This window comes from Saccharicrinis aurantiacus (assembly GCF_947489045.1).
GTDB classification, from domain to species: domain Bacteria; phylum Bacteroidota; class Bacteroidia; order Bacteroidales; family Marinilabiliaceae; genus Saccharicrinis; species Saccharicrinis aurantiacus.
Genome location: NZ_CANLCN010000024.1, coordinates 26,989 through 48,818 on the forward strand (window position 1 = coordinate 26,989; position 21,830 = coordinate 48,818).

At 34.9% G+C, this 21,830-nt stretch carries 14 protein-coding genes; 7 read left to right on the top strand and 7 right to left on the bottom strand.

The genetic code is table 11. The annotated features are described in order from the left end of the window. Positions 1-587 precede the first annotated feature (587 nt). A complete protein-coding gene (gene gyrB, locus QMO11_RS19495) occupies positions 588-2,540 on the top strand; it encodes a DNA topoisomerase (ATP-hydrolyzing) subunit B (protein ID WP_282039428.1) in 1,953 nt (650 codons plus the stop codon). A gap of 110 nt (positions 2,541-2,650) precedes the next feature. Here the strand turns inward: gyrB and QMO11_RS19500 are convergent, their stop codons facing one another. After that, positions 2,651-4,426 carry a hypothetical protein gene (locus tag QMO11_RS19500; protein ID WP_282039430.1) on the bottom strand — a complete coding sequence of 592 codons (1,776 nt, stop codon included), beginning with the start codon at positions 4,424-4,426 and terminating at the stop codon, positions 2,651-2,653. A gap of 410 nt (positions 4,427-4,836) precedes the next feature. On the opposite strand from QMO11_RS19500, the gene QMO11_RS19505 reads away from it, so the two are divergent. Together QMO11_RS19505 and QMO11_RS19510 are read left to right on the top strand one after the other, a co-directional pair. Then, positions 4,837-5,403 (top strand): RNA polymerase sigma factor, encoded by a 567-nt coding sequence (locus QMO11_RS19505; RefSeq protein ID WP_282039432.1) that lies wholly within the window; start codon positions 4,837-4,839, stop codon positions 5,401-5,403. Further along, positions 5,384-6,862, top strand: coding sequence for a hypothetical protein (locus QMO11_RS19510; RefSeq protein WP_282039434.1), 1,479 nt, complete (start codon positions 5,384-5,386; stop codon positions 6,860-6,862). Before QMO11_RS19505 ends, QMO11_RS19510 begins: the two co-directional genes overlap by 20 nt. Positions 6,863-6,913: 51 nt before the next feature. On the opposite strand, the gene QMO11_RS19515 is transcribed toward QMO11_RS19510, so the two are convergent. After that, complete coding sequence (locus QMO11_RS19515) at positions 6,914-8,041, bottom strand: nucleotidyltransferase family protein (protein WP_282039437.1); 1,128 nt, start codon at positions 8,039-8,041, stop codon at positions 6,914-6,916. A gap of 212 nt (positions 8,042-8,253) precedes the next feature. Between QMO11_RS19515 and QMO11_RS19520 the strand changes: the two genes are divergently transcribed. The 4 genes from QMO11_RS19520 to cdaA all read left to right on the top strand — a co-directional run bounded on the left by QMO11_RS19520 (position 8,254) and on the right by cdaA (position 12,792). Beyond that, entirely contained in the window at positions 8,254-9,861 is a 1,608-nt protein-coding gene (locus QMO11_RS19520) for a fumarate hydratase (protein WP_282039439.1), read from the top strand. 111 nt (positions 9,862-9,972) lie between these two features. Next, the gene (locus QMO11_RS19525; RefSeq protein WP_282039441.1) at positions 9,973-10,998 is read left to right on the top strand and encodes a tetratricopeptide repeat protein; all 1,026 of its coding nucleotides are present in this window, start codon (positions 9,973-9,975) and stop codon (positions 10,996-10,998) included. Between the two features lie 27 nt (positions 10,999-11,025). Next, complete coding sequence (folP, locus tag QMO11_RS19530; protein ID WP_282039443.1) at positions 11,026-11,868, top strand: dihydropteroate synthase; 843 nt, start codon at positions 11,026-11,028, stop codon at positions 11,866-11,868. Between the two features lie 153 nt (positions 11,869-12,021). Then, positions 12,022-12,792, top strand: coding sequence for a diadenylate cyclase CdaA (gene cdaA / locus QMO11_RS19535; RefSeq protein ID WP_075602778.1), 771 nt, complete (start codon positions 12,022-12,024; stop codon positions 12,790-12,792). A gap of 10 nt (positions 12,793-12,802) precedes the next feature. On the opposite strand, the gene QMO11_RS19540 is transcribed toward cdaA, so the two are convergent. From QMO11_RS19540 to QMO11_RS19560, 5 genes are all read right to left on the bottom strand, one after another. Continuing rightward, on the bottom strand, positions 12,803-13,654 hold the full coding sequence (locus tag QMO11_RS19540; RefSeq protein WP_282039445.1) for a phosphatase PAP2 family protein: 852 nt from the start codon (positions 13,652-13,654) through the stop codon (positions 12,803-12,805). Continuing rightward, on the bottom strand, positions 13,647-14,840 hold the full coding sequence (locus QMO11_RS19545; RefSeq protein WP_282039446.1) for a Pycsar system effector family protein: 1,194 nt from the start codon (positions 14,838-14,840) through the stop codon (positions 13,647-13,649). The genes QMO11_RS19540 and QMO11_RS19545 overlap by 8 nt, the downstream gene beginning before the upstream one ends. Before the next feature lie 17 nt (positions 14,841-14,857). Next, the gene (locus tag QMO11_RS19550) at positions 14,858-18,508 is read right to left on the bottom strand and encodes a metallophosphoesterase (protein WP_282039448.1); all 3,651 of its coding nucleotides are present in this window, start codon (positions 18,506-18,508) and stop codon (positions 14,858-14,860) included. A 28-nt stretch (positions 18,509-18,536) separates the two neighbouring features. Then, positions 18,537-19,322, bottom strand: a complete 786-nt coding sequence (locus tag QMO11_RS19555; protein ID WP_282039450.1) for an SdiA-regulated domain-containing protein — start codon at positions 19,320-19,322, stop codon at positions 18,537-18,539. Positions 19,323-19,457: 135 nt separating this feature from the next. Continuing rightward, entirely contained in the window at positions 19,458-21,824 is a 2,367-nt protein-coding gene (locus QMO11_RS19560; protein WP_282039452.1) for a GAF domain-containing protein, read from the bottom strand. Positions 21,825-21,830 lie beyond the last annotated feature (6 nt).

Consider the following 21,830-nt stretch of genomic DNA (forward strand, 5'->3'; position numbering starts at 1 on the left):
AAATACAGCTTCGCCACGCTCAGTCACATTGTGTGTGTCTAAGTGATTGGTTTGTAGGTTGCTTCTGTTTGTGATTGAAATGTGCATCTAGTATGCCAAGCATTTACCAAACAGAACCCAACAAGCGTACGGATTTTAACCTTATTGGTTACCATCTTTTGATGGAAATGCGAAAATAGTTTATTTGTTGCAAATAAAGAAAATCATTTGGGTTTGTTTGCTGTTTTAAGTCAGTATTACTTTGTTTTTCCTTATTTTAAGTAAAGGCTTTCGAATATTGCCATAAAGGCATATTGCTTTTAAGGTGCTTTTTAGCCTATATTAGAAAGTGGCCTCGTAGAAATACGGATTATTTGGTAGTGTTGTTAATTATATGCTTTTATAAGCCGTTTTTAGCCAATTTAGGCCCTTTAAATACTTTTAAAAAGGGGCTGTTTGACCATTGAGGATAGTCTGTTTTTGTTATATTTGTATGGCTTTTTTTATAGGTGTGATGTGAGGCTCAGGCTCCAATAATCCACTTGTCTCAGAAGTTTTAAATAGGTTTATTTTTATTAAGATATTTTTCACTTTAGCTGTTTTTTTAGATGAGCGAAGAAAATAAAGAACAAGAAGGCTATTCAGCCAGTAGTATTACCGTATTAGAAGGATTAGAAGCGGTACGTAAGCGCCCTGCCATGTATATTGGTGATGTTGGTGTTAAGGGTTTGCATCACCTGGTTTATGAGGTGGTAGATAACTCTATTGATGAGGCCTTAGCGGGTCATTGTGATACCATTGATGTAATTATTCATGAGGATAATTCTATCTCTGTAAAAGATAATGGTAGGGGTATTCCTGTAGATCATCACGAGAAAGAAGGCAAGTCGGCCCTAGAGGTTGTAATGACTGTATTGCACGCTGGTGGTAAATTTGATAAGGATTCCTATAAAGTATCTGGTGGATTACACGGGGTAGGTGTATCTTGTGTGAATGCATTGTCAACTCACTTAAAAGCAGAAGTACACCGTGGTGGAAAATGTTATGAGCAAGAGTATTCAATAGGTATCCCGCAAGGTGAATTAAAAGAACTAGGGACTACAGATATTACTGGTACCATTGTTACTTTTACGCCTGATGCTTCTATTTTTACTACTACAGAGTATAAGTTTTCAATTCTTCAGAATCGTATGCGCGAGTTGTCATTCCTAAATGCAGGAATTACAATTACATTAACTGATGAGCGCGATAAGAACGAAGAAGGTGAATTTCATACTGAGAAGTATTTTTCAGAAAGAGGCTTAGAAGAATTTGTTTCTTTTATTGATGAGACTCGTGAAAACTTAATTGATAAAGTAATTCACATAGAAACGGATAAAGGTGAAGTTCCTGTAGAACTAGCCATTCAGTACAATACTTCTTTTAGCGAGAATGTATATTCGTATGTAAATAATATCAATACCATTGAAGGTGGTACGCACCTTACTGGTTTCCGTAGAGGATTAACACGTACTTTAAAAAACTACGCTGAGAAATCGGGTATGTTGGCCAAGTTAAAGTTTGATATTAGTGGTGATGACTTCCGTGAAGGTTTAACGGCTGTGATTTCTGTTAAGGTGCAGGAGCCTCAGTTTGAGGGTCAAACTAAAACGAAGTTGGGTAACTCAGAGGTGAGCTTATCGGTTGATCAGGCAGTAAGTGCTGCTTTAGGTCATTACTTAGAGGAAAATCCGAAGGATGCAAAGAGCATTGTTGGTAAAGTAATATTGGCAGCAACAGCACGTCATGCAGCACGTAAAGCACGTGAAATGGTGCAACGTAAAACAGTGATGTCGGGTGGTGGTTTACCAGGTAAATTGGCCGATTGTTCTGAGAAAGATCCTGCTTTGTGTGAGGTATTCCTAGTCGAGGGTGACTCGGCGGGTGGAACTGCCAAACAAGGTCGTGATCGTTTTACACAAGCTATTTTACCTTTACGTGGTAAAATATTGAACGTAGAAAAAGCCCTACAGCATAAGGTTTTTGATAACGATGAGATTAAGAATATATTTACAGCCCTCGGTGTTACAATTGGAACTGAAGAGGATAGTAAGGCATTAAATCTTACTAAATTACGTTACCATAAGGTTGTGATTATGACGGATGCTGATGTAGATGGTAGTCACATTACCACACTTATTATGACTTTCTTCTTCCGTTTTATGCGTGAGTTGGTAGAGAACGGTTACTTATATATTGCAACACCTCCTTTGTATTTGGTGAAGAAGGGTAAAACAGAGCAATATTGTTGGAACGAGCAACAACGTAGAGCCTTTATTGATGAGTATGGTGGCGGTAAAGAAGATTCGGTACACATACAGCGCTATAAAGGTTTAGGTGAGATGAATGCTGAGCAACTTTGGGAAACAACTATGAATCCAGAGGAGCGTACATTACGTCAGATTACCATTGAAAGTGCTGCTGAAGCAGATAGAGTTTTCTCTATGCTTATGGGTGATGATGTACCACCACGAAGAGAGTTTATTGAAGAGAATGCTACCTATGCAAATATTGATGTATAATTAGCTTCTGTATTAAAATATTTAAAGAGAGCCATTCAGTATTGAATGGCTCTTTTTATTTGATCAATCATTCTGTTGAATGAGGATTGTTACTTTGGTTAAGTATATCTTTAATTAGGAGCAACTATCCAATATTCCTCTTCATCGTTGGTGTTGTAGTAAAAACTCACTTGGTTTTCAGTAAGAGTGGTGCCATAAACAATTAAACTCCCGCCAGTTTCATCTTTGTGCGAAATACTATCAGTAATAATAGAAGTGTTGTCAAAAGTAAAGTGGCTTCTATTGGCAAAGGCTGTAAAGAGTGTTTTAGCACGTTCTGGCGATAAGTTGGATAAATTTATTACATCATCAGATACGGTAATTCTTCTGCTTTGGGTAATTGTATTGCTATTTATAGTAAAAGTGGTATTGCTTTCGCTCCAACCCATATTATCAAATACACCACCAGAAATGCTTAATCGCTTGTTGAAGTTATTAAATAAATCGTTTGCGCTTATTTCTTCTTTGAAAGCACGCGGAGGTAAAATCCAACTTTCTTCTTGGGTGTTTATATTATAATAGAAAGAGATGGATTCATACGTTTCAGTAATATTACCATTAACAATAAAACCACCATCCTTGTCGTCATCATGACTTATATTGCTCAATGATAAGTTGTAAGAATTAAATGTATATGATTCTGCTTTAAGGAATGCGCTAAATAATGCTATTGCATTTTTGTTGCTGAGTTGCGATAGATCCACGTTTTCGTTAAGAATATTCACTTCCCTAATGGCTAAATCTTCTTCAGAGCCTTCTAATCTATATTTGAAAGCCGTACCTGTATTATTTAAAAAATTAAAGGTGTATCCTAATAAAGGAGTTCTATCTATAAAACCCTGAACCAAATCAAGGGCACTTATTGTATGGGTTGTATTAATTGGCTCGTTAATCCAATATTCTTCCTCACTTGCTGTGTTCATATAAAAGCTAAGCCTTTCGTTTGACTCTATGCTAGCGCCTTTTACAATAAACCCATTGCTTGTATTTTCCTTATGCGATATGGTATCTATTTTAATTGAAATATCTTCGAAGTTAAATGGTGATGCTTTTAGAAAGTGTGTAAATAATGTTTGCGCTCGTTGAGGATTTACTGATGATAAGTTTATTTCCTCGTTGCTAAGGCTCACCAATGTAGTGCTATTGTTTTCAGCATCATCGAGGGTGAAAATAGAACTGTTGGTATTAATACTAATCGTTTTGTATACTGTTTCAAATAGTAAATCTTTATCGTGGAAACTTTGAATTAATAAATTGGCTTCAATTTCCTCTATTTGTTTATTTATAAAAGCGTGCTTTTTAAATTTGATGATGCCCAAGCCCTCCAATTCATGCTTATTCAAATCGCCTCCAAAGGTATTGTCTATGGATACATTAAATATTTTAGCAACCGATATTGCATCTTTGGTATCAAAAAATAATACTAAATGTTCTTGTTCTTTTTTTAATAGAAAAACAACTTTATCAATCGTTATTGTACCATCTTCATCCCATTGGCAATGATAATTAATAGTGTCGCCACTTGTTTTTAGTGGTTCAGCATTAGCAACACTAAAGGTATCGTCTGTGATTCTGTAAACTTGGTTTTTTTCGCTATCACTTATGGTTTTGCTGTATCCATCCCATGTTCCTACCTCTTCAGTTCCCTTATAGAACTTAGTGTCCCAATTGGTACATTTCCATTCAATTTCTTTCACTTCATCTTTAGACGCATCGCTTAGGCTTGTACCTGTTAATTCAGATACTTTATTGCTTAAATCAAGAATAGGTGATATGGCATCATCATTTTGACAGGCCCACAAAAATAAAATGCCTACTAATATTATTGCTCTGTTAAAGAAATTCATAATTGTTTTTTTAGAGTTATTAAATAATACGGATAGTACCATTGTGATTATCCATATCGTTTTTAGTTATAGGGTAGGTAAATGAGTTGTTAGACAAACCTATTTATCTACCTGCTATTGTAATGAGCCAAACTACTATTTTTCGTTGCCTCATTTTTTGAATTTTGATTGAGGGTGATTATGTTTTTATTGAAAGCTCTAGATAAGCGAATTGATTATCAGTGAAAAAATCCATAGTTAAGAATAAAAAATAAAGGTGTTGTTCGTTAATTTTCGACCTCTTCATTAATAAATGCAACTTATAGTCTGGGTTAATTTTGTTAAATAATAAAATAATCTAAAACTTTGGGCAACGAATTTAACAAGATGTACTCCTTATTGTAGCATAATGGTAAAGTACTTTATTTAGAATGATATTTAAAACCTGGCGTAATAAAAGAAAATCACGAGAGGAGCTTTTTGATGAACTGTATCATAGGCACGCATCTGTGTTTAGAGGTGTATGTCGTAGGTATGCACAATCATTTTCTGAAGCGGATGATATTTTGCAAGAGGCTTATATAAAGATATACCATAACTTAAACCAACTTAAAGATATTTCTTCGTTCGAGGCTTGGGGAAAAAGAATCGTTATCAATACGGCGTTGAAGCAAATTAGAGATACTAAGAAACTGCAAGAGGTAAGTATTGATCAGATAAACTTTGATGTGAGTGATGAAGAGGAGCAAATAGTCATGTCAAGTATGGCTGAATTGGATATTAGTGAGCTCATTGTTTTAATGCAAGATCTTCCAGATGGCTATAGAACAATCCTAAACTTATACGCAGTGGAAGGTTATTCTCATAAGGAAATTAGTGAAATGCTTCAAATTAAGGAAGCTAGTTCACGATCGCAATACTTTAAAGCTAAAAAGGCATTTCAGCATATTTTATTAGAAAAAGCAACAAAAAAAGGATATGACAAATTCGCAGTTTGAAAACATATTGAGAAAAAAGGCCGCCGCATATAAACCAGGCGTTCCTTCAGATCTGCTTGTTGCTATAAAAGCATCAACTGCGGCGAGTAATGCTGGTGGAATTGGGGGAGCAGTCAAAGCATTTTTGGGGAAGGTTTATAGTTCAGTATTGATTAAGAGTATGGTAAGTGTACTTTTTGTTACCGGTATTGGATACGTATTATATGAAGGGTCGGACGCGGATTTCAATAAAGGTACAAGTACTTTTGAAGAAAGTTTTACGGTAAGTGAAGTTTCTGAGATAGAGAATAATAAAGAACACATAAATACCATTGCTAGGTTAGGTGAAACAGATAGTTTGATACTTCAGAATACAACTATATATAGTGAGAAGGCACTTGCTCATAGCCATCAAAATAGCAACAAACTATCTTCTATTAATACGAATGCGAAGGGAATTAATATTACTCATAAAGAAGAGAATTCTACAGAAGAATATGCGAGTGCTAAACCTTTATCTGAGGAGCCAGATGGGATTGAAGCTTCGTTTTTAAGCCCAGGATCTGAAGTTACTTCTAATCCACTAAGAGTTGAAATAAGTCATCCTACAAACAAAAAGGACGTGTCTAAAATAGCATCACTAGCGCATAAAGGTAATGAGGAATTAAAGCCTAAAGATAGTTACTTGCCAGTAGAGTCAGTTATACCAGAGCTACAACTTGAACATCCTGACGGTGACCTCGTGGGCAGTCTTTCAACTGCTGATAAAGAGCTGCCAACAAGTAAAAAGTCAAAAGCTTGGTTTTCGTTACCGATTATTAAATTTAGTAGTTCGATGAAACGAACCAATAGCAGGTATCATAACCTAGATGTATTTAATTCAAATACTTCAAGAAATCGTTTTACGGATAAAGATTATCGATTTTCATTGTCACCGTATGTGAATGGAGGTGCATCTTTAATACTAAAGAATAATGAAATAGGCGCAGGTTTAACAGAAGAAAGTAGTGGGACTTTTTGGGGAGCTGGAATAATGGGTAGTTATAAAGTTTCTAATAGTCTTCATCTAGGTTTATCACTAGGCTATCAAGAAATCAACATGATGAATAAGTACTATTCGAACGATTCAATTGATGGTTCAATGTCTAATGAGGTAAGTCTTGCAAGTTTAAGGTTAGGAGCGAAGTATCGATTTTATCACTCTACTAGATGGAATGTTTTTGTTAGCACCCACTGGGGATGCTCCTATAAATTAAAGCATTTAAGTATTTTGGAGGGTAAGTATTTTGAGAATAGTTATACAACTGATTTGAGAAAAAATACGCCTTATAGTTTATCTGGAGATCTAGGGCTGATGTTAAGTTATGAGTTGAGTAAAAGGTTGTTTATTAATGCAGGAGTTCAGTCGGAATATGTGCCGATAATAAGGACTAAAACTATAAATATTGGTGGTCAGGTGGGGTTGAGTTTATACTTATAGGTGTATTACATGGTATAAGTGAATAGTATGAAATACAGGTATTACCTGCAACTAAAACCTAAACAGATTGCTTATTTTTTGTTTTATCATGCCCAGCATGCGCGAAGAAACAAGTAGTATTCGTTTTGAAGTATCCAGACCACTGTCGCTATTAAAAACACGTTTTTGGATAAAACGCCACTTGTTTGCAATGCCATCAGTATTCTTCAGTCTTTCTAAAGCAACCTCGTAACTGTAATTTGTTCCGCTAACTTCGTCCTCATTATTTACCAGGAATAGGATTCGTTTATAAATACTCTTATTCTTTTTACTCAGTTTATGTGATTCAATAAAAGTAAAGGTATAATCAAAGATATCTTCTGTTGCTTTAAGTATTCCAATAATGGGTGTTTCAAGGTTTAACCTTTGTAAGGTATTCATGAAATCCTTTTCTGTATTACAAAAGTGTTCATGCTTCGAAAATACAATAATATCATTGAGCCAACTCAAGCGCATACCTCCCCTTAGAGTAGTATAATACAAGTGTAAGCAAAAATAGATGAGGTTAATATTTGGCGCAATAGTTTGTGTGTTATTAAATGTTGTTGTGTTATTCCATATGGTTTGTAGGCTAATTTTATAAGTAGCATCCAGGCTCATTAAACTCCGGTGTAATTCAATATAAACACCTTTATAAGTTAATCCAGGCAGGTGGTGATCGGTAGTTTCAGATTCTCGCACATAATCAGGTTCAGAAGAGCTGGCACCGAGTTCTATCAATTGTAGGTATAAATCCTCAGCATCATTGGGGTGAAGTAAAATATCAATGTCACTCATGGGGCGCAAAGCCATATCTTTGTATATATATTGCGATAAAAATATTCCCTTAAGTGGCAGAAATGCGAAGTTGTTGCTAACACAAAGTTGGCTCAATTCATCCCAAATATGTTTAATTCGGGTGTTCTGAATGAGTGTATTAAAGCTTCCGTTTTTTAGAGCACTGAGCAAATCATTGGGGCAATCAATTTTATCGTCGATGATATATTGATAGCATAACGAACCTAAACCATTTTTAAAAGCTTCAGAAACAACTTTATTAATCTCAAGTTTGCTTGCGTATTCTGGACTTCGGTGCGAAATTACATCCAATATCCATTGTTTTTCGTGGCTTTTTAAAGTGTTGCGTTTGTTTTTTGTCATTAACTGCAAGCTACTAATTTTTTAAATATTCTAATTCTGGTATGCCTTGTTCTTTTCTTTTTAAAGAGGCTTAATAATCTGTTGTATGACACTATAAATAAAGGCTCAGATTAAAATAATTATCTATATTCTTTCTTATCTTTGGGCGACTTTATTAAAAAGTCGGTACAAATCTAAACATATCGTATAACAAACTAAATATATTAGATAAGATGTCTCAATTTATTTATCAAAAACCATTTCCTCTAAGTGAGGATAACACAGAGTACAGATTAATTAGCAAAGATTATGTTTCTACTATTGAAATTGATGGTAGAAAAATTCTAAAAGTAGATCCTAAGGGGCTTGAGTTATTAGCTAAAGAAGCTATGGCTGATGTTTCATTTTACCTTCGTCCGGCTCACTTACAAAAATTATCTAATATTTTAGCTGATAAAGAGGCATCGGATAATGATAAGTTTGTAGCACATACTATGTTAATGAATCAAGTGGTTTCTGCCGAAGGCGAATTACCAACTTGTCAGGATACAGGTACGGCTATTGTTGTGGGTAAAAAAGGAGAGAATGTTTATACAGGAGCAAATGATCCTGAGTTTCTTTCAAAAGGAATTTTTACAACTTATAACGAGCGTAACTTACGTTACTCGCAGGTGGTTCCTTTCTCAATGTTTGAAGAGAAAAATACAGGAAATAACCTACCGGCTCAAATTGATATTTATGCAGAGCAAGGTAATAAGTATGAGTTTTTATTTATGACTAAAGGTGGTGGTTCTGGTAATAAAACCTTTTTATACCAACAAACCAAAAGTCTTTTAACAGAAGAGAACTTAACTAAGTTTGTTGAAGCTAAGATAAAAGATTTAGGAACATCAGCATGTCCTCCTTACCATTTAGCATTAGTAATTGGTGGTACATCAGCGGAGGCAACTTTAGCAACTGTTAAAAAAGCGTCGGCAGGTTATTTAGATAACTTACCAACTGAAGGAAACGATGGCGGACAAGCTTATCGTGATTTAGTTTGGGAAGAGAAAGTACTTAAAATTTGTCAAGAGAGCGAAATAGGTGCTCAGTTTGGTGGAAAGTATTTTGTGCATGATGTACGCGTAATTCGTATGCCACGCCACGCTGCTTCTTGTCCGGTTGGATTAGGTGTGAGCTGTAGTGCCGATCGAAACGTAAAGGCTAAAATTACTGAGGATGGTATTTTCTTAGAGCAACTGGAAAAAACACCTTCTAAATTTGTTCCAGAAAGAGCTCCTGAATTAGCCCCTGCAGTTGATATTGATTTAGATCAACCAATGGAAGATGTATTAAAGGAATTAACAAAATATCCTATTAAAACACGCTTAAATCTTTCAGGTACTTTAATTGTAGCACGCGATATGGCACATGCTAAAATTAAAGAAATGATAGATTCTGGTGCTGAGATGCCTGAGTATTTAAAGAATCACCCAGTATATTATGCAGGACCAGCTAAAACTCCTAAAGGTATGGCTTCAGGTAGTTTTGGGCCAACAACTGCTGGAAGAATGGATCCTTATGTAGGTGCTTTCCAAAGTAAAGGTGGGTCAATGATTATGGTAGCCAAAGGAAACCGTTCGCAACAAGTTACTGATGCTTGTAAAGAGCATGGTGGTTTTTATGTGGGTTCAATAGGCGGGCCAGCTGCTATTTTAGCAAAAACAAGCATTAAATCTGTAGAGGTAGTTGACTTTGAAGAGCTAGGAATGGAAGCTGTTCGTAAGATTAAAGTAGAGAATTTCCCAGCATTCATTATTGTGGATGATAAGGGGAATGATTTCTTTGCAGATATGAAATAGAAGAAGTACAAATACTTTTCTAAGATATTAAACCGTGCTCTCAATTGAGGGTACGGTTTTTTATTGTTCTTTTGTTAAATTGCAGTTTATATAATAATAATTCTCTTTTCTATGAAATACCTGTTTATTCCTTTTGCCTTAATGATGATTAATCTATCATTATTATCACAAGCTAAAGTAGATAGTTTAATGCGAGTAGGCATTAAATACCACGATAGTTTTAAATATGATGAGGCTATAGCAGCCTATAAAAAGGCTCTAAAGATTAATTCTTTGGCTTATGCTGTTCATGCCGAATTAGCTATGAGCTATATGTATTCCAAAGAATATAAAAAGTCGATTAAACATAGTGATATTGTGCTAGAAGCCGATAGTACAGATTATAAGCTTCATGCCTATTTAAGTAAGGGTTCTTGTTTAGATTATTTAGGTAAAACAGAAGAGTCTATTGTTTTATTTAATGAAGCACTCGATCGGTTTGGCGAACACTACTTATTATATTTTAATTTGGGAGTTAATTATTATAATATTAAAGATTACGATAATGCCGAGCAGACTTTTATAAAAGGTATTGATCAAAATCCTGATCATGCAAGTAGTCATTTATATTTGGGCTACACCATGGAAGAAAAAGGACAAAGGGTGCAAAGTATGTTATCGCTTTATTATTTTTTGTTGCTTGAGCCCAATACGGAAAGATCTAAAACGGCTTATTATAAACTTAAAGATCAGTATAAGGGAAATATAAAAGAGGAGCAGGTCAAGAAAAAGAAGCACGTTACAATTTATGTGGATTCAAATCAAGAAGATAGTACCTTTGCTCCGGCAGATATGATGCTATCTTTGCTTGAAGCAACAGGAAGTGCAATACAATCAGATACTCTTATCAGCGAAGAAGAGCAGTTTGTGAAAAATACAGCCTCGTTTTTTTCTGTTTTGGGAGAATTAAATAAGGAGGAGAACGATGGTTTCTATTGGTATTTTTATGTTTCTTTTTTCTATCAAATTGGGGAGTCGGAGCATAATGCAGCTTATTGTTATTATATAAGTCAATGCGAAAATGAAAATGCCAGACATTGGTTAAACCAAAATCAAGATGCTTTAAGTAAATTTGGAGATTGGTTAGTAGGAGAGTAATATTTATCCCCATAAAGGCTAAAATAAATGAGCAAAATATTAAATAAAAAGAACCTAATAAACTGTAATGGTCAGCTATTAGATTTATCCACACCTAAAGTGATGGGCATTCTTAATGTTACACCCGATTCATTTTATGATGGCGGTAAACATGCTGATCAAATACTTAAGCATACCGCACAGATGCTTAGTGATGGAGCTGATATTATAGATATTGGAGCCTACTCATCAAGACCAGGAGCTGCTGAAGTTTCTGTTAAAGAAGAGAAGGAACGTTTAAATAAGGCCTTGGATATAGTACGTTCTAAATATCCTGACGCTATTCTTTCTGTGGATACATTTAGGGCAGAAATAGCACAGTATGTTGTTGAAAATTATCATGTAGATATCATTAATGATATTGCCGCAGGCGATTTGGATAAGGATATGTTTGATGTAATGGCTCAGTTACAAGTGCCATACATAATGATGCATATGAAGGGGAATCCTCAGATTATGCAACAAATGGCGCAGTATGATGATGTGGTAACAGAAGTGATTCAATATTTTGCAGAGAAAGTATCTGTGCTAAAAGAAAAGGGCTTACATGATGTTATAATTGATCCAGGATTTGGTTTTGGGAAAACTATTGAACACAATTACGAGATAATTAGTAGATTGCAGGAGTTTGCTATTTTTGAGCTGCCCCTATTAGTTGGTGTTTCGCGAAAATCGATGATATACAAACCTTTGCAAATTACCGCTGAACAAGCCTTGAATGGAACAAGTATTTTAAATACCATTGCCTTACAAAAAGGGGCAAATATATTAAGGGTACATGATGTGAAAGAAGCGGTTGAATGTGTTAAGATAATGAACTTAGTGGGCTAGTTTTTAGCTATTGGTTGGTAGTGGATTTGGCAACAAGTTATCAGTAATTAGCTTAATGATGTTTAAGTAAAAATAAATATGGTCAGTGTGTTAGAGTCACTTCAGACTTCAGATTAAAAGCTAACAAACTATTAATTAAAATAATTATAAATAATGACGTTTTTAGATATCCGATTTATTGATGTAATAGATATAGCCGCTGTGGCTTATCTTATGTATCGAATTTATAAGCTGATACGGGGAACTGTAGCTCAGAATATTTTTTTCGGATTATTTGCCTTTATTATTGTTTGGATAGTTATAAAATCTTTAAACATGCACCTGTCGGGGTCTATCCTTGATAATATTGTAAATGTTGGGGTTATAGCTTTAATTGTTGTGTTTCAGCAAGAAATTAGACGTTTCTTTTTGCTTTTAGGAACGCGTTATAATTTGGCCAATACTTTTTCTTTTGATAAACTTTTTAGCACCAACACTACAGGTGTGATGAATATTTATAACAAGCCCATCGTGCGTGCCTGCCAGGCCTTATCTAAAACTAAAACAGGTGCATTAATTGTTGTATCTAAAAAGGCCGAACTTTTAGATTATGTGCAAACAGGAGAGTTGGTTAATGCAGTAATCTCCACACGAATATTAGAGAATATATTCTTTAAAAACAGTCCGTTACATGATGGTGCAGTTATTATTGCTCGTAATCAGATTAAGGCGGCAGGTTGCATATTGCCTGTTTCTCAAAGTATGGATTTGCCTAAGAAATTTGGACTGCGTCACAGAGCGGCTCTAGGAGTTACAGAATCGGCAGATGCGGCTGCTATTGTTGTATCAGAGGAAACGGGTAAGATATCTTACTTCTATGGTGGTAACATTAACCATGATCTATCTCCGGATGACTTGAGTGATTTACTAGCTAACCAGAGATAGAAATCAGTTGTTATAACTTCAGCGCAAAACTTGCACCCATTATGCCGTCATTATATACGGGTAGAAGCGTGAATTTTTGTACATCTCTTTTGTGAAACTCAGGAACCAATATACCTGTTGCAGCACCCATTATTAGTCCCATAATTACATCCGTTCTAAAGTGCTTACCCGCTTTTATGCGATAATGGCCCATGGCAGCAGGAGGTATAGTTGCCAGCGTGTAAATACCTGCTTTTTGCCAAGTATTTAAATTGTGGTAATCGGAATATACCTTGGCCATAAAAAAAGTAGAAATGGCAGTAGATGAAGTATGCCCGCTGTAAAACGAATTACTCATGTTGCCGCCTGTTCTCATATCCATTGGTAAATTGGTATTGTAGGTTAAGGGGCGAGGCCTTCGAACGCTAAATACCGATATTTGATGTAACATTGTACCAGCCAAGTGTGCTTCTCCAAACATGCCAAGTATATCTAACCAATCGCGCCTAATATCTTTATCTAAAAACAGTAGGGCAGTAGCGAGTATTGTTCCTGTCATTAGATTATCAGATATTTTTTGTGCTTTCTCATATCCAGTTTCAGAATATTTAAATACTTTGCGGTCGAATGCATTCACATCACCTTGATTTAGCTTTAAAACATCACTCTCGTTGAGAGAGGCATTTTTATCGGAAATACTATACAGTCGAGGCAGGGTGAGTAGACCCACCACAGAGATTCCTATCTCAATTTTATGATGGACCTTATAAACACTTTCGTGACGCAATGAGTCCTTCTTTTGCGCAGCTAATGGTGTGCCAATTAATAGGATGCATAATATGGCAACGCTTATTTTTTTGTGATTTAATTTAATATTATCCATTTAAATGCATGCTTAGTATAAATATTAGAGATGAAGTGATGAGGTTTGCCCCAAAGCTAAAATAAGCAATTCGCAGGTAGAAGTACTTTTTTTTGAGGACCTTACCAAGGTGGTATAAGTCGCGGGTTAAACTTTTGTATAAATAAGATTTGTCTTTCATTAACTCTCCAACACCCCATTCATAATCTTCAATAGGCATGCGATGAAAGTTACCAAAGAATGCTAGGTTTCCTTTTTTATTTAAGATATCCTCTCTAGTAATTACACCTTCGGTTGTTCTGGGAACTGTAGCTACCATCGCTAATACAACGGTTAGTATGCAAAGTGTTAACAATACAATTCCGGGTATAATGAGCGATGGATTGGTACTGAATTTTGGAAATAATGTAGATAATATAATTGAAACAATAATTGCATTTACACTAATGAGTGTATTGGCTTTATTATCTGCAATCTGACTTAAGTTGGTGTGGTTGCGTAGCGTTACTCTAAAAAGTGTTTCTATCCCTCTATCAGCAGCTTTTCCATTGCTTTTCTTTTTCTTCTTTTTGCTTGTTGATGCTATTTTTTTAGCTTCATTAAGCTCTTCATTTTCTATGGTCATTTCTTCAAGTTTCTTCAAATTTTTGTTTTTTCCTTCGCTAAAGGATTCTTGGGCAAAAGGTGTGTGATATTTATGCGTATTAAGAAATTTAATACATTCTTTTATCCACTTCTTTTTTGATATTTTTTTGTGAAGGTTAATTTCATTAAATAAATTTTCAAACTCTTCGTCTATATAAGTCTCTTTATGAAGGTGTGCCAAATCAGCATCAATAATTATTTTTTCGTAAATAGAATTAGGTTCTGATCCCCATCGAGTAGCCAGTATAAGCTTTTTAATTAATGGTATTTGATGGCTAGGATAGTTGGCTTTTTTAAGTTCTGCCTCAGCAAATTGTGCACTGTGCTCTTCGTTCTGATGCTCGCCACATACATAAACGGCATCATGAAAAACGGCAGCTAGTTGAATTGCCTCAGTATGTATATCATCAACTCCTTCAGTTTGAGATGCTATAGTGGTAGCCATTTCTAACACATAATTGGTATGCCCAATATTATGGTACTGCAAGTGCTCGGTACAATTGCTTAATTGTTTTTGTGCTACTATTTTAAGACAATCTTCTATTAATGGTGCGTATTTCATATGTGTCGATATCAAGGTTAAAATAAAAAGCTTGTACCAAAAGTAAATAAACTATTTTGCCCTGAAATAGAATAGGTTCCATTTAGGATAAACGAATCTAATATACTGATGAAGCCACCAAAACCATACGAGCTATTCCATTTTTCTTCAAGTATTACTGGTTTCCACAATTTAATAAAATCGCCATGGAGAATTATACCAAAGTCAAAAGGAGATATATAGTTGGGTACTTTAAACAAACTTTGTCTTATTTCTACATTCTGGAATAAAAAAGACTCTGCAGTAAAGCGATTTCGCTGTACTCCTCTAAAATTTTCAGAAGGATTAATATAGTTTGATTGATAAAAAGCATAATCGCCGAAGTTAGCTTGGTAACCTGTGCGTAGGGCTAATGTAGTTTGTTTTGGAGTGATGTATAAGGGTTTAAAAATACTAATTTGTGAATTTAAGTTTACAAAGTTTACGTGATTGTTATCGATGCTTTGTTTCCATTCAGCAGCACAGTTAAAACCAAAACCTCTATGGGGCATTTTAAGATTATCCATATTGGTAAACTCATAACTGATTTTCGGAGCTATGTAATTTTGCTGTTCAGTTTCCCAACTTGGCGAAATGTTAGTAGGTATTTTCTCAAAATCAACATACTGGTAACTAAGTCCGAATTTAAAACGATGCGCTTCGTTATCCGATGCAAGTTTTAAGCTTAGGTTATAATTATAGTTATTCATCAGTGCGCTGTATTTTTTATCATCAAAATCGATATCAGTTTCATTTACATTATCGAAATTCATAAAAATATCCGGTAAGTTAATTTCTGCAGATCCATAAAGATCAAATGGGCCTAATAATTCTTTGTAATCAAAATCGTAATAAATATTGTATCCATTAATACTAAAAGCTCTATTGGCTAGTATTCTATGGTAATATTTATAAGGTTCTTTTTTAAACCCTTGATGGGTATACTTAAACCCAGGGCCTATAAAAAAGCCATCGTCTTTATTGTATCCAGTAGATAAAAGAGGCACTGCTTTATTGTACTTAAAATCTTTACGATCATAGTCGTATTCTTTGTTGGAGCCCAAAAGCTTTACCTTTGTTTCTTTACTTTTTGTGATGGTGTTTTTTCCTGTGTCATCATAAACGAGTGTATGCTTTTTTAGGCCAGATACTTTTGAATTATCAACAATTTTGTCTTTATCTGTTCCTGCAATAATTCTAACTTTTATACTTTTTTTACAGCTCCCTTCAATGCGATACTCGTCATTCCCTTCCAGTCCGTAAATTCTGATTTCATCAGTTTCTTTCAAGTGGAAAGTTCTGTTGTAGTAAAGTTTATTTTTCACGGGCTTCCCTTTTTTTCGTGGGTACATTTTTAAGGTGACGCTACCATCTTTATTTCTATTTACGCTGATGTAATCATCTTTAAAGGTGCCGTGAACACTTACTGTTTTTGCCAGTACATTATAATACTCGGTGGCAAACTCATTCAGTTTTGCACGTCGTGCTTTTAGGGTATTTATAATTTGTTGGCCATTTACATTAAAGCCCTCAGGAGGGAGTTCACGAATGGCATTTTCAATAACTTCATCACTAACATGCTCTTGTATATATTTGGCTTGGTTAATCCAATCCTCTTTAGAGGCTTCTGTTAAAAAAGCCCTATCGAAGTAGCGTGCATTAAACCCTAAACCTGCTATATCTCGTATATCATCTCTGAAGGGTTGAAACTTGCGCAATAACCACTTTCTGTTTGAGATGGATAAAAGAGCGCCATCGTACTGGAAATAGGCTTGATCTCTGTCTCTAGGGATAGCTCTGTATATAGTTTTATCTCCTTCTTTAAAAGTAGCCCATCGCCACTGGTCATCATGCCTATCCCAATCACCTATTAATATATCAAATAGGCGAGCCCTTACCATATATTCTTTATCCACCACGTGAGAGTACTTTCCTTCTAATGCCTCTATTGCATCGGAATAGCTAATCACATGATCCGAATTGCCAAAATTATCCCATGCCGACATGTCTTTGTCGGGTCTTTCTTCAAACAAACAGAACATATCACCAAACTCCTCCATGTAGGTTCCTAAAACCGAGTCTTTGGGCACATACACCAGCTTTGGCTTTGTGTAATATATATTGGCAGCCTCTGATAAGGTTGGAATGGTAACTGCTGCATATGGATGCGATCCTGCCATTCCATCATAAAGTACATCTTGTGCGATGGTGCCTCTAAGATTGCGTTCTATAAGAAATATAGAGTTCTTTTTTACTCCTCTTAAGGCGTACTGATAACCATCTGCACCTTGCATTCTGAGCGATATAGTCTGTTGCCCGCCTCCTTTTTTTATTGGAGTTAATCCTCCTTTATCATAGTTAATATCTAAATAAGGAATCGTAACGGGAGTAGTCCATACATCTCTGTTTAGATTACCAAACCAAATTCTTTTAAAAGCCGATGCATCGTATTGAATATTTGGTGTTACGGTTTTAAACTCATCTTTATAAGATGTAGTATTGTTAGATATGGGTTCCAAATTAATTTTCACCTCATCTTTATACAGCATTGTTTGATAACTAGGGTTGATGCTATCGTTTACCGTTAAAAATTGAAGCCAAACATTACCATCTGCGTAGTAAAGAAGTTTGGCATATCCTTTTTCAGCTAAGGCAAATTTACACTTGCTGTTATTTGTTACATGTGATGTTTTACTACCAGATCCGCTTATAATATGATGTACTGTTCGTTGCTGATGGTATTGTAAGTTGTGCTCGTGCCCAGCTATGTATACCACATTATCATATTCGTACAGGGCTTTTGTTAGTTGGTTCACCATATCCTGATAAACAGGGTTGGGTATATCTTGGGAGTGCCCAATATATTTACGATAATAAGGATAAATACTACCAATAACAGGCAATGGAATATAGGCATTGGGAGCCGCATGTGTTAAAGGGAATAAATGATCTTTTGCAGTAAAGTGCCCGCCATGTTCTCCATTGCTATATAAAGGATGGTGCGCAGCTACAATAATGTGATGATTTCGGTATTTTTTGAGTTTATCTTTTAAAAGAACCATAAGTTCTTCTTCGTTCCGGCAATCGCAATTATCTTCTAATCCAGTAGAGCGTTCAAAGCGATGTACCCACCATTGGGTATCAATTACAATCATTACCAAGCCAGGCGCTAGCTTAACAACCTCAGGGCCGGGACAGCCATTTTTTGGCAGAAATGACTTTTTAGAACCTAAATATTCTGTTACATATTTTTCTTGGCGCTTAATTGCTTTTAAGCCCTTTTCGCCATACCTATCCCAATCGTGATTACCTGGTATGAATATAGCATCTCCGTCGAAATTAGTAACTACATTAAGTTGTGCGTTTAACCTACTTTCATCTTCAGCTCTATGTTTACTTTTCTTTTTCCTTAATCCTTCGGGATAAATGTTATCTCCTAAAAAAATAACCCCGCTTTTTTGCGCATCATAGTTTAGCAAATCCTTTTTCACAAGGTTTAAAACTGGCATTGATTGCGTGGTATCTTCGCCTGCATCGCCTATCATAAATAAAGTATATATAGGTTCTTCAGCGGGTAATTCGTTAATTTGTGCCTTAACAACCATGCTCAAAGTAAAGAGCAGAATATATGTGAGCGTTTTGTAATGCATATGTAATTTCAGATTTAAAACAAGTGTTTTACTCTACTTTAAATTTTAGTAGGGTAGGTTTTGTTTTTCTTTTTTCGTTGCTGATATATAGATCGCTATTATTGCTAAATGCGATGCCTTCCGGTTGGTGAAAAAGGGAAGGCGCTAGGTTTTGTGTTTTTATCACATCTCCTTTAGGGGATAGAATCATTAGCATTTTTGAGCGTGAGCTTAATACGAAAATTTCACCATTGGGATGAATGGCTATGCCCGAAGGCCAAAACTTTTTATAACTCTTTTCTTTTTTAATTTTGAAGATAGGTGATTTGTGATATTTGTTTTCAGAAATATCAAAACCATAAATATAAATATGGTCTTTTTTATCCTTGTTGCCATGAGTTTTACATGCCACTAATAATTGATTGTTTTTACTGTCGTGGCACAAGCCTTCAAAATCGAATTTCCCTTCCTTTTTAAAGTGATATGATGTTGATTTGTTATTTTTATAAATATGTATGTTTCCATTGCTTTCTAGCACGTATATTTTCTGTTTGCATAAGGTAATACCTTCATAATCTCCGTTTTTACCAAATTTTTCTGTTTTAAGAATCTCACCATCAACTTTGTTGATGTAATAAATTATTCCTTCTTCATCTTGAACTGCAATAAGTTCTGATTCTGATTTGGAGTGTAAACCCGATATTTCGTTAAGCTCTGAATCAAGTGTAAAAACCTGATCAGGTTTGTTTAGATTATAAACAGAATTCTGAGCATAACACGCGATTAAAGCAAATGATAAAACAATATTTATAGAAATTACTTTATACAGTTTCATTGTAAATTAGTTGTTAGAATTCTATATAGAATGGTGTTTTTCAATAATTCAAAACACCTTATGCCATGTTCTATATAGAAACGGTATAAAGTGTTTGTTTGTTCTAGTGTCTATTAGTCGGGGATGAAAGTGAAGTTAGATACCCGTTTGTAATAAATCGAACCCTTCTATCTCAGCAGATTTTGAACAGTTGAAATTTACTTCAATACGCAGGGCATGTAAACCAGCTGCTCCTTTTAAATCTTCCAAATCTAAATATTCAATATTATCGGTTATAAAGCCTTGTGATATTAGGTAATCTATGAATTTCTGGTACTCATTAATTTCGCTCGAGTGAGAATAAATAATGGCTATTTTACCAACTTGGGTAATTCTTTCATTAGAGCCTTTAATTAGTGCTTTGTCTATACGCTTTTTAGTTATCTCATACCTGATATTATATGTGCCTGCCACATCAAATTTCTTTTCGTCTTGGCGAAATTCAATACTCAATGGGTTTGAGTGCAATAAAATAAGTTGGGTAATATCTAGTTTTGTTTTTAGTTTAGGTTGCAATTGTCTAATGCTGCGTGCTACCTTTACTTTTACCAAAAGCTGCCATAATCGTAGGTTAGATAAATAGATGTTGTTATAATCAATATCTTGCACTAGCGATTGACCAATATACGCATTGTATTCTATGCCGTCGGTTCGGTATTTTTCAAAATAATGAGGGAAAACTTCCTGCGATTTTGCTTGCTCTGTATCAATAATCTCACTTACAGTATCATTAATTAAAGTAACACTATCTTCAAAGTCTTTTCGTTTTTTATAAAGTATACCAAGTTCAGGATCTAAAATATCAGTATAAGCTTTTATGGGTTCCTGCATATCTTTAATGCGTACCTTAAGAATATCAAGAATAGGAGAAATCTCAGTCTTCATAAATTCTACAATACTTACTTCATCTCCTGAATTTAAACCTGACTCTACTAGTTTTATGTTTTGCTCAATTTTGAAAATTAGGTCGTTAACAATAGGTATAGTCTTGTATTTTCCAAACTGAACTAACACGCTCTCAGCCATTTGTAGTTGTTCTTGTAAATCACTCTGAATGGCTTTGTTTCGCTCTAAAGATGAGCCTTTAATATCAGATGCTCCATACAGAGGAAGTACATCTTGGAAAATAATAGGCTCGCTAGTTGCTGCGCCATCAGCTTGTTTCGCTCTTAGCATTTGAGCTGCAACTTCTCTGAAGCGCCATAGTACAGTTGGGTGAATTGCTGTAAAATTATTTTGAATTATAGCTTGTAAGGTATCATCCCATTCTTCGCGTGATCGCTTTAAGGCCAAGGCAAATATTGGAAATACTTCGTGTAAACGCATTATTTGAAACATGCTTAATGTTTTCGGTGATTGGCAAGCAAACTCCATCATACCAATTACTTCATCATCTAACAGTAAGGGTACAACGGCATGCGTTCTTATTCCTAGTTCAACAAATTGCTTATTTACAGGGTGTTCGTCTTGAATGTTTTTGTAATCACTTACAAGCTGTATTTTTTCAGTTTTAATGGCTTTATCATATATACTTCCTTGAAGTTTATGCTTGTCAAAATCAGCTTTGAGAATAGTGTTTCGCCAAAGGTTATTTTTCTTACTGTTTGCCTGTAAATTCGGACGGGCTGAAATGCCAAAAAACAGTTGAGGGTTATCAATTAGCACTCTTACTTTATCCGTTATTTTATCAAACCCTTTGTTAGAAAGAATTGTGTCTTTATCAATTAAATCCGATTTCAGCTCAGACATCACATAATCATGCGTTACATTTATATATCTGGAATGGATAAATCCAGAAAACTCGAAATCCTTTAAAGGGATTTTCTCATTCCAAACAGTGAAGTCAGTTGCATTATCAAAAAGTTCATGAATATCATCTTTGCTTAGAGGCTGAATTTTATTCTTCGTTTTTACTTTAAGATGTTTTAAATTAAAATGCTTAATATAAAATCTTTCTTCACCTGTATTTTTGTTGTACACTTTAAATGTGAAGGGTACATCGGTACTAAAATCGAAATTATAATAGGTTTTTAGTACCACAAGAAATGCCTGAAATATAATTGCAAGCTTTTCTTGATCTTTAGTGAATTTTGTGGCAAACTCGAGTTCCAGATTATCGTTTGAAATTTTTTCGTGATAACTACTGTTTGCGAAAATAGGATTATTTTCAAACGGCGTATAAATAGCTTCTGGTCCAAAGTCATCGCTATTAGGTATTATTACAAACGACATTAGTTGTTGAATAATTTGCGCGTGCTTTCGTAATAGCTCTGGTTTAATGCTATCTGCCAATAATTCCGGAATGTTATTTACTCTTTCGAGTACATCGCTAGCATTCAAACAATAAGGGTGATTTTTGTTGGTGCTTATTTCTCTCAATTCTTCAATGAGAGGAATAAGACTTAGAGAAACCTTAAAAGGGATCTCTTTATAATTGCATATAAATTCTTTTTCTACATTCATTAGGCT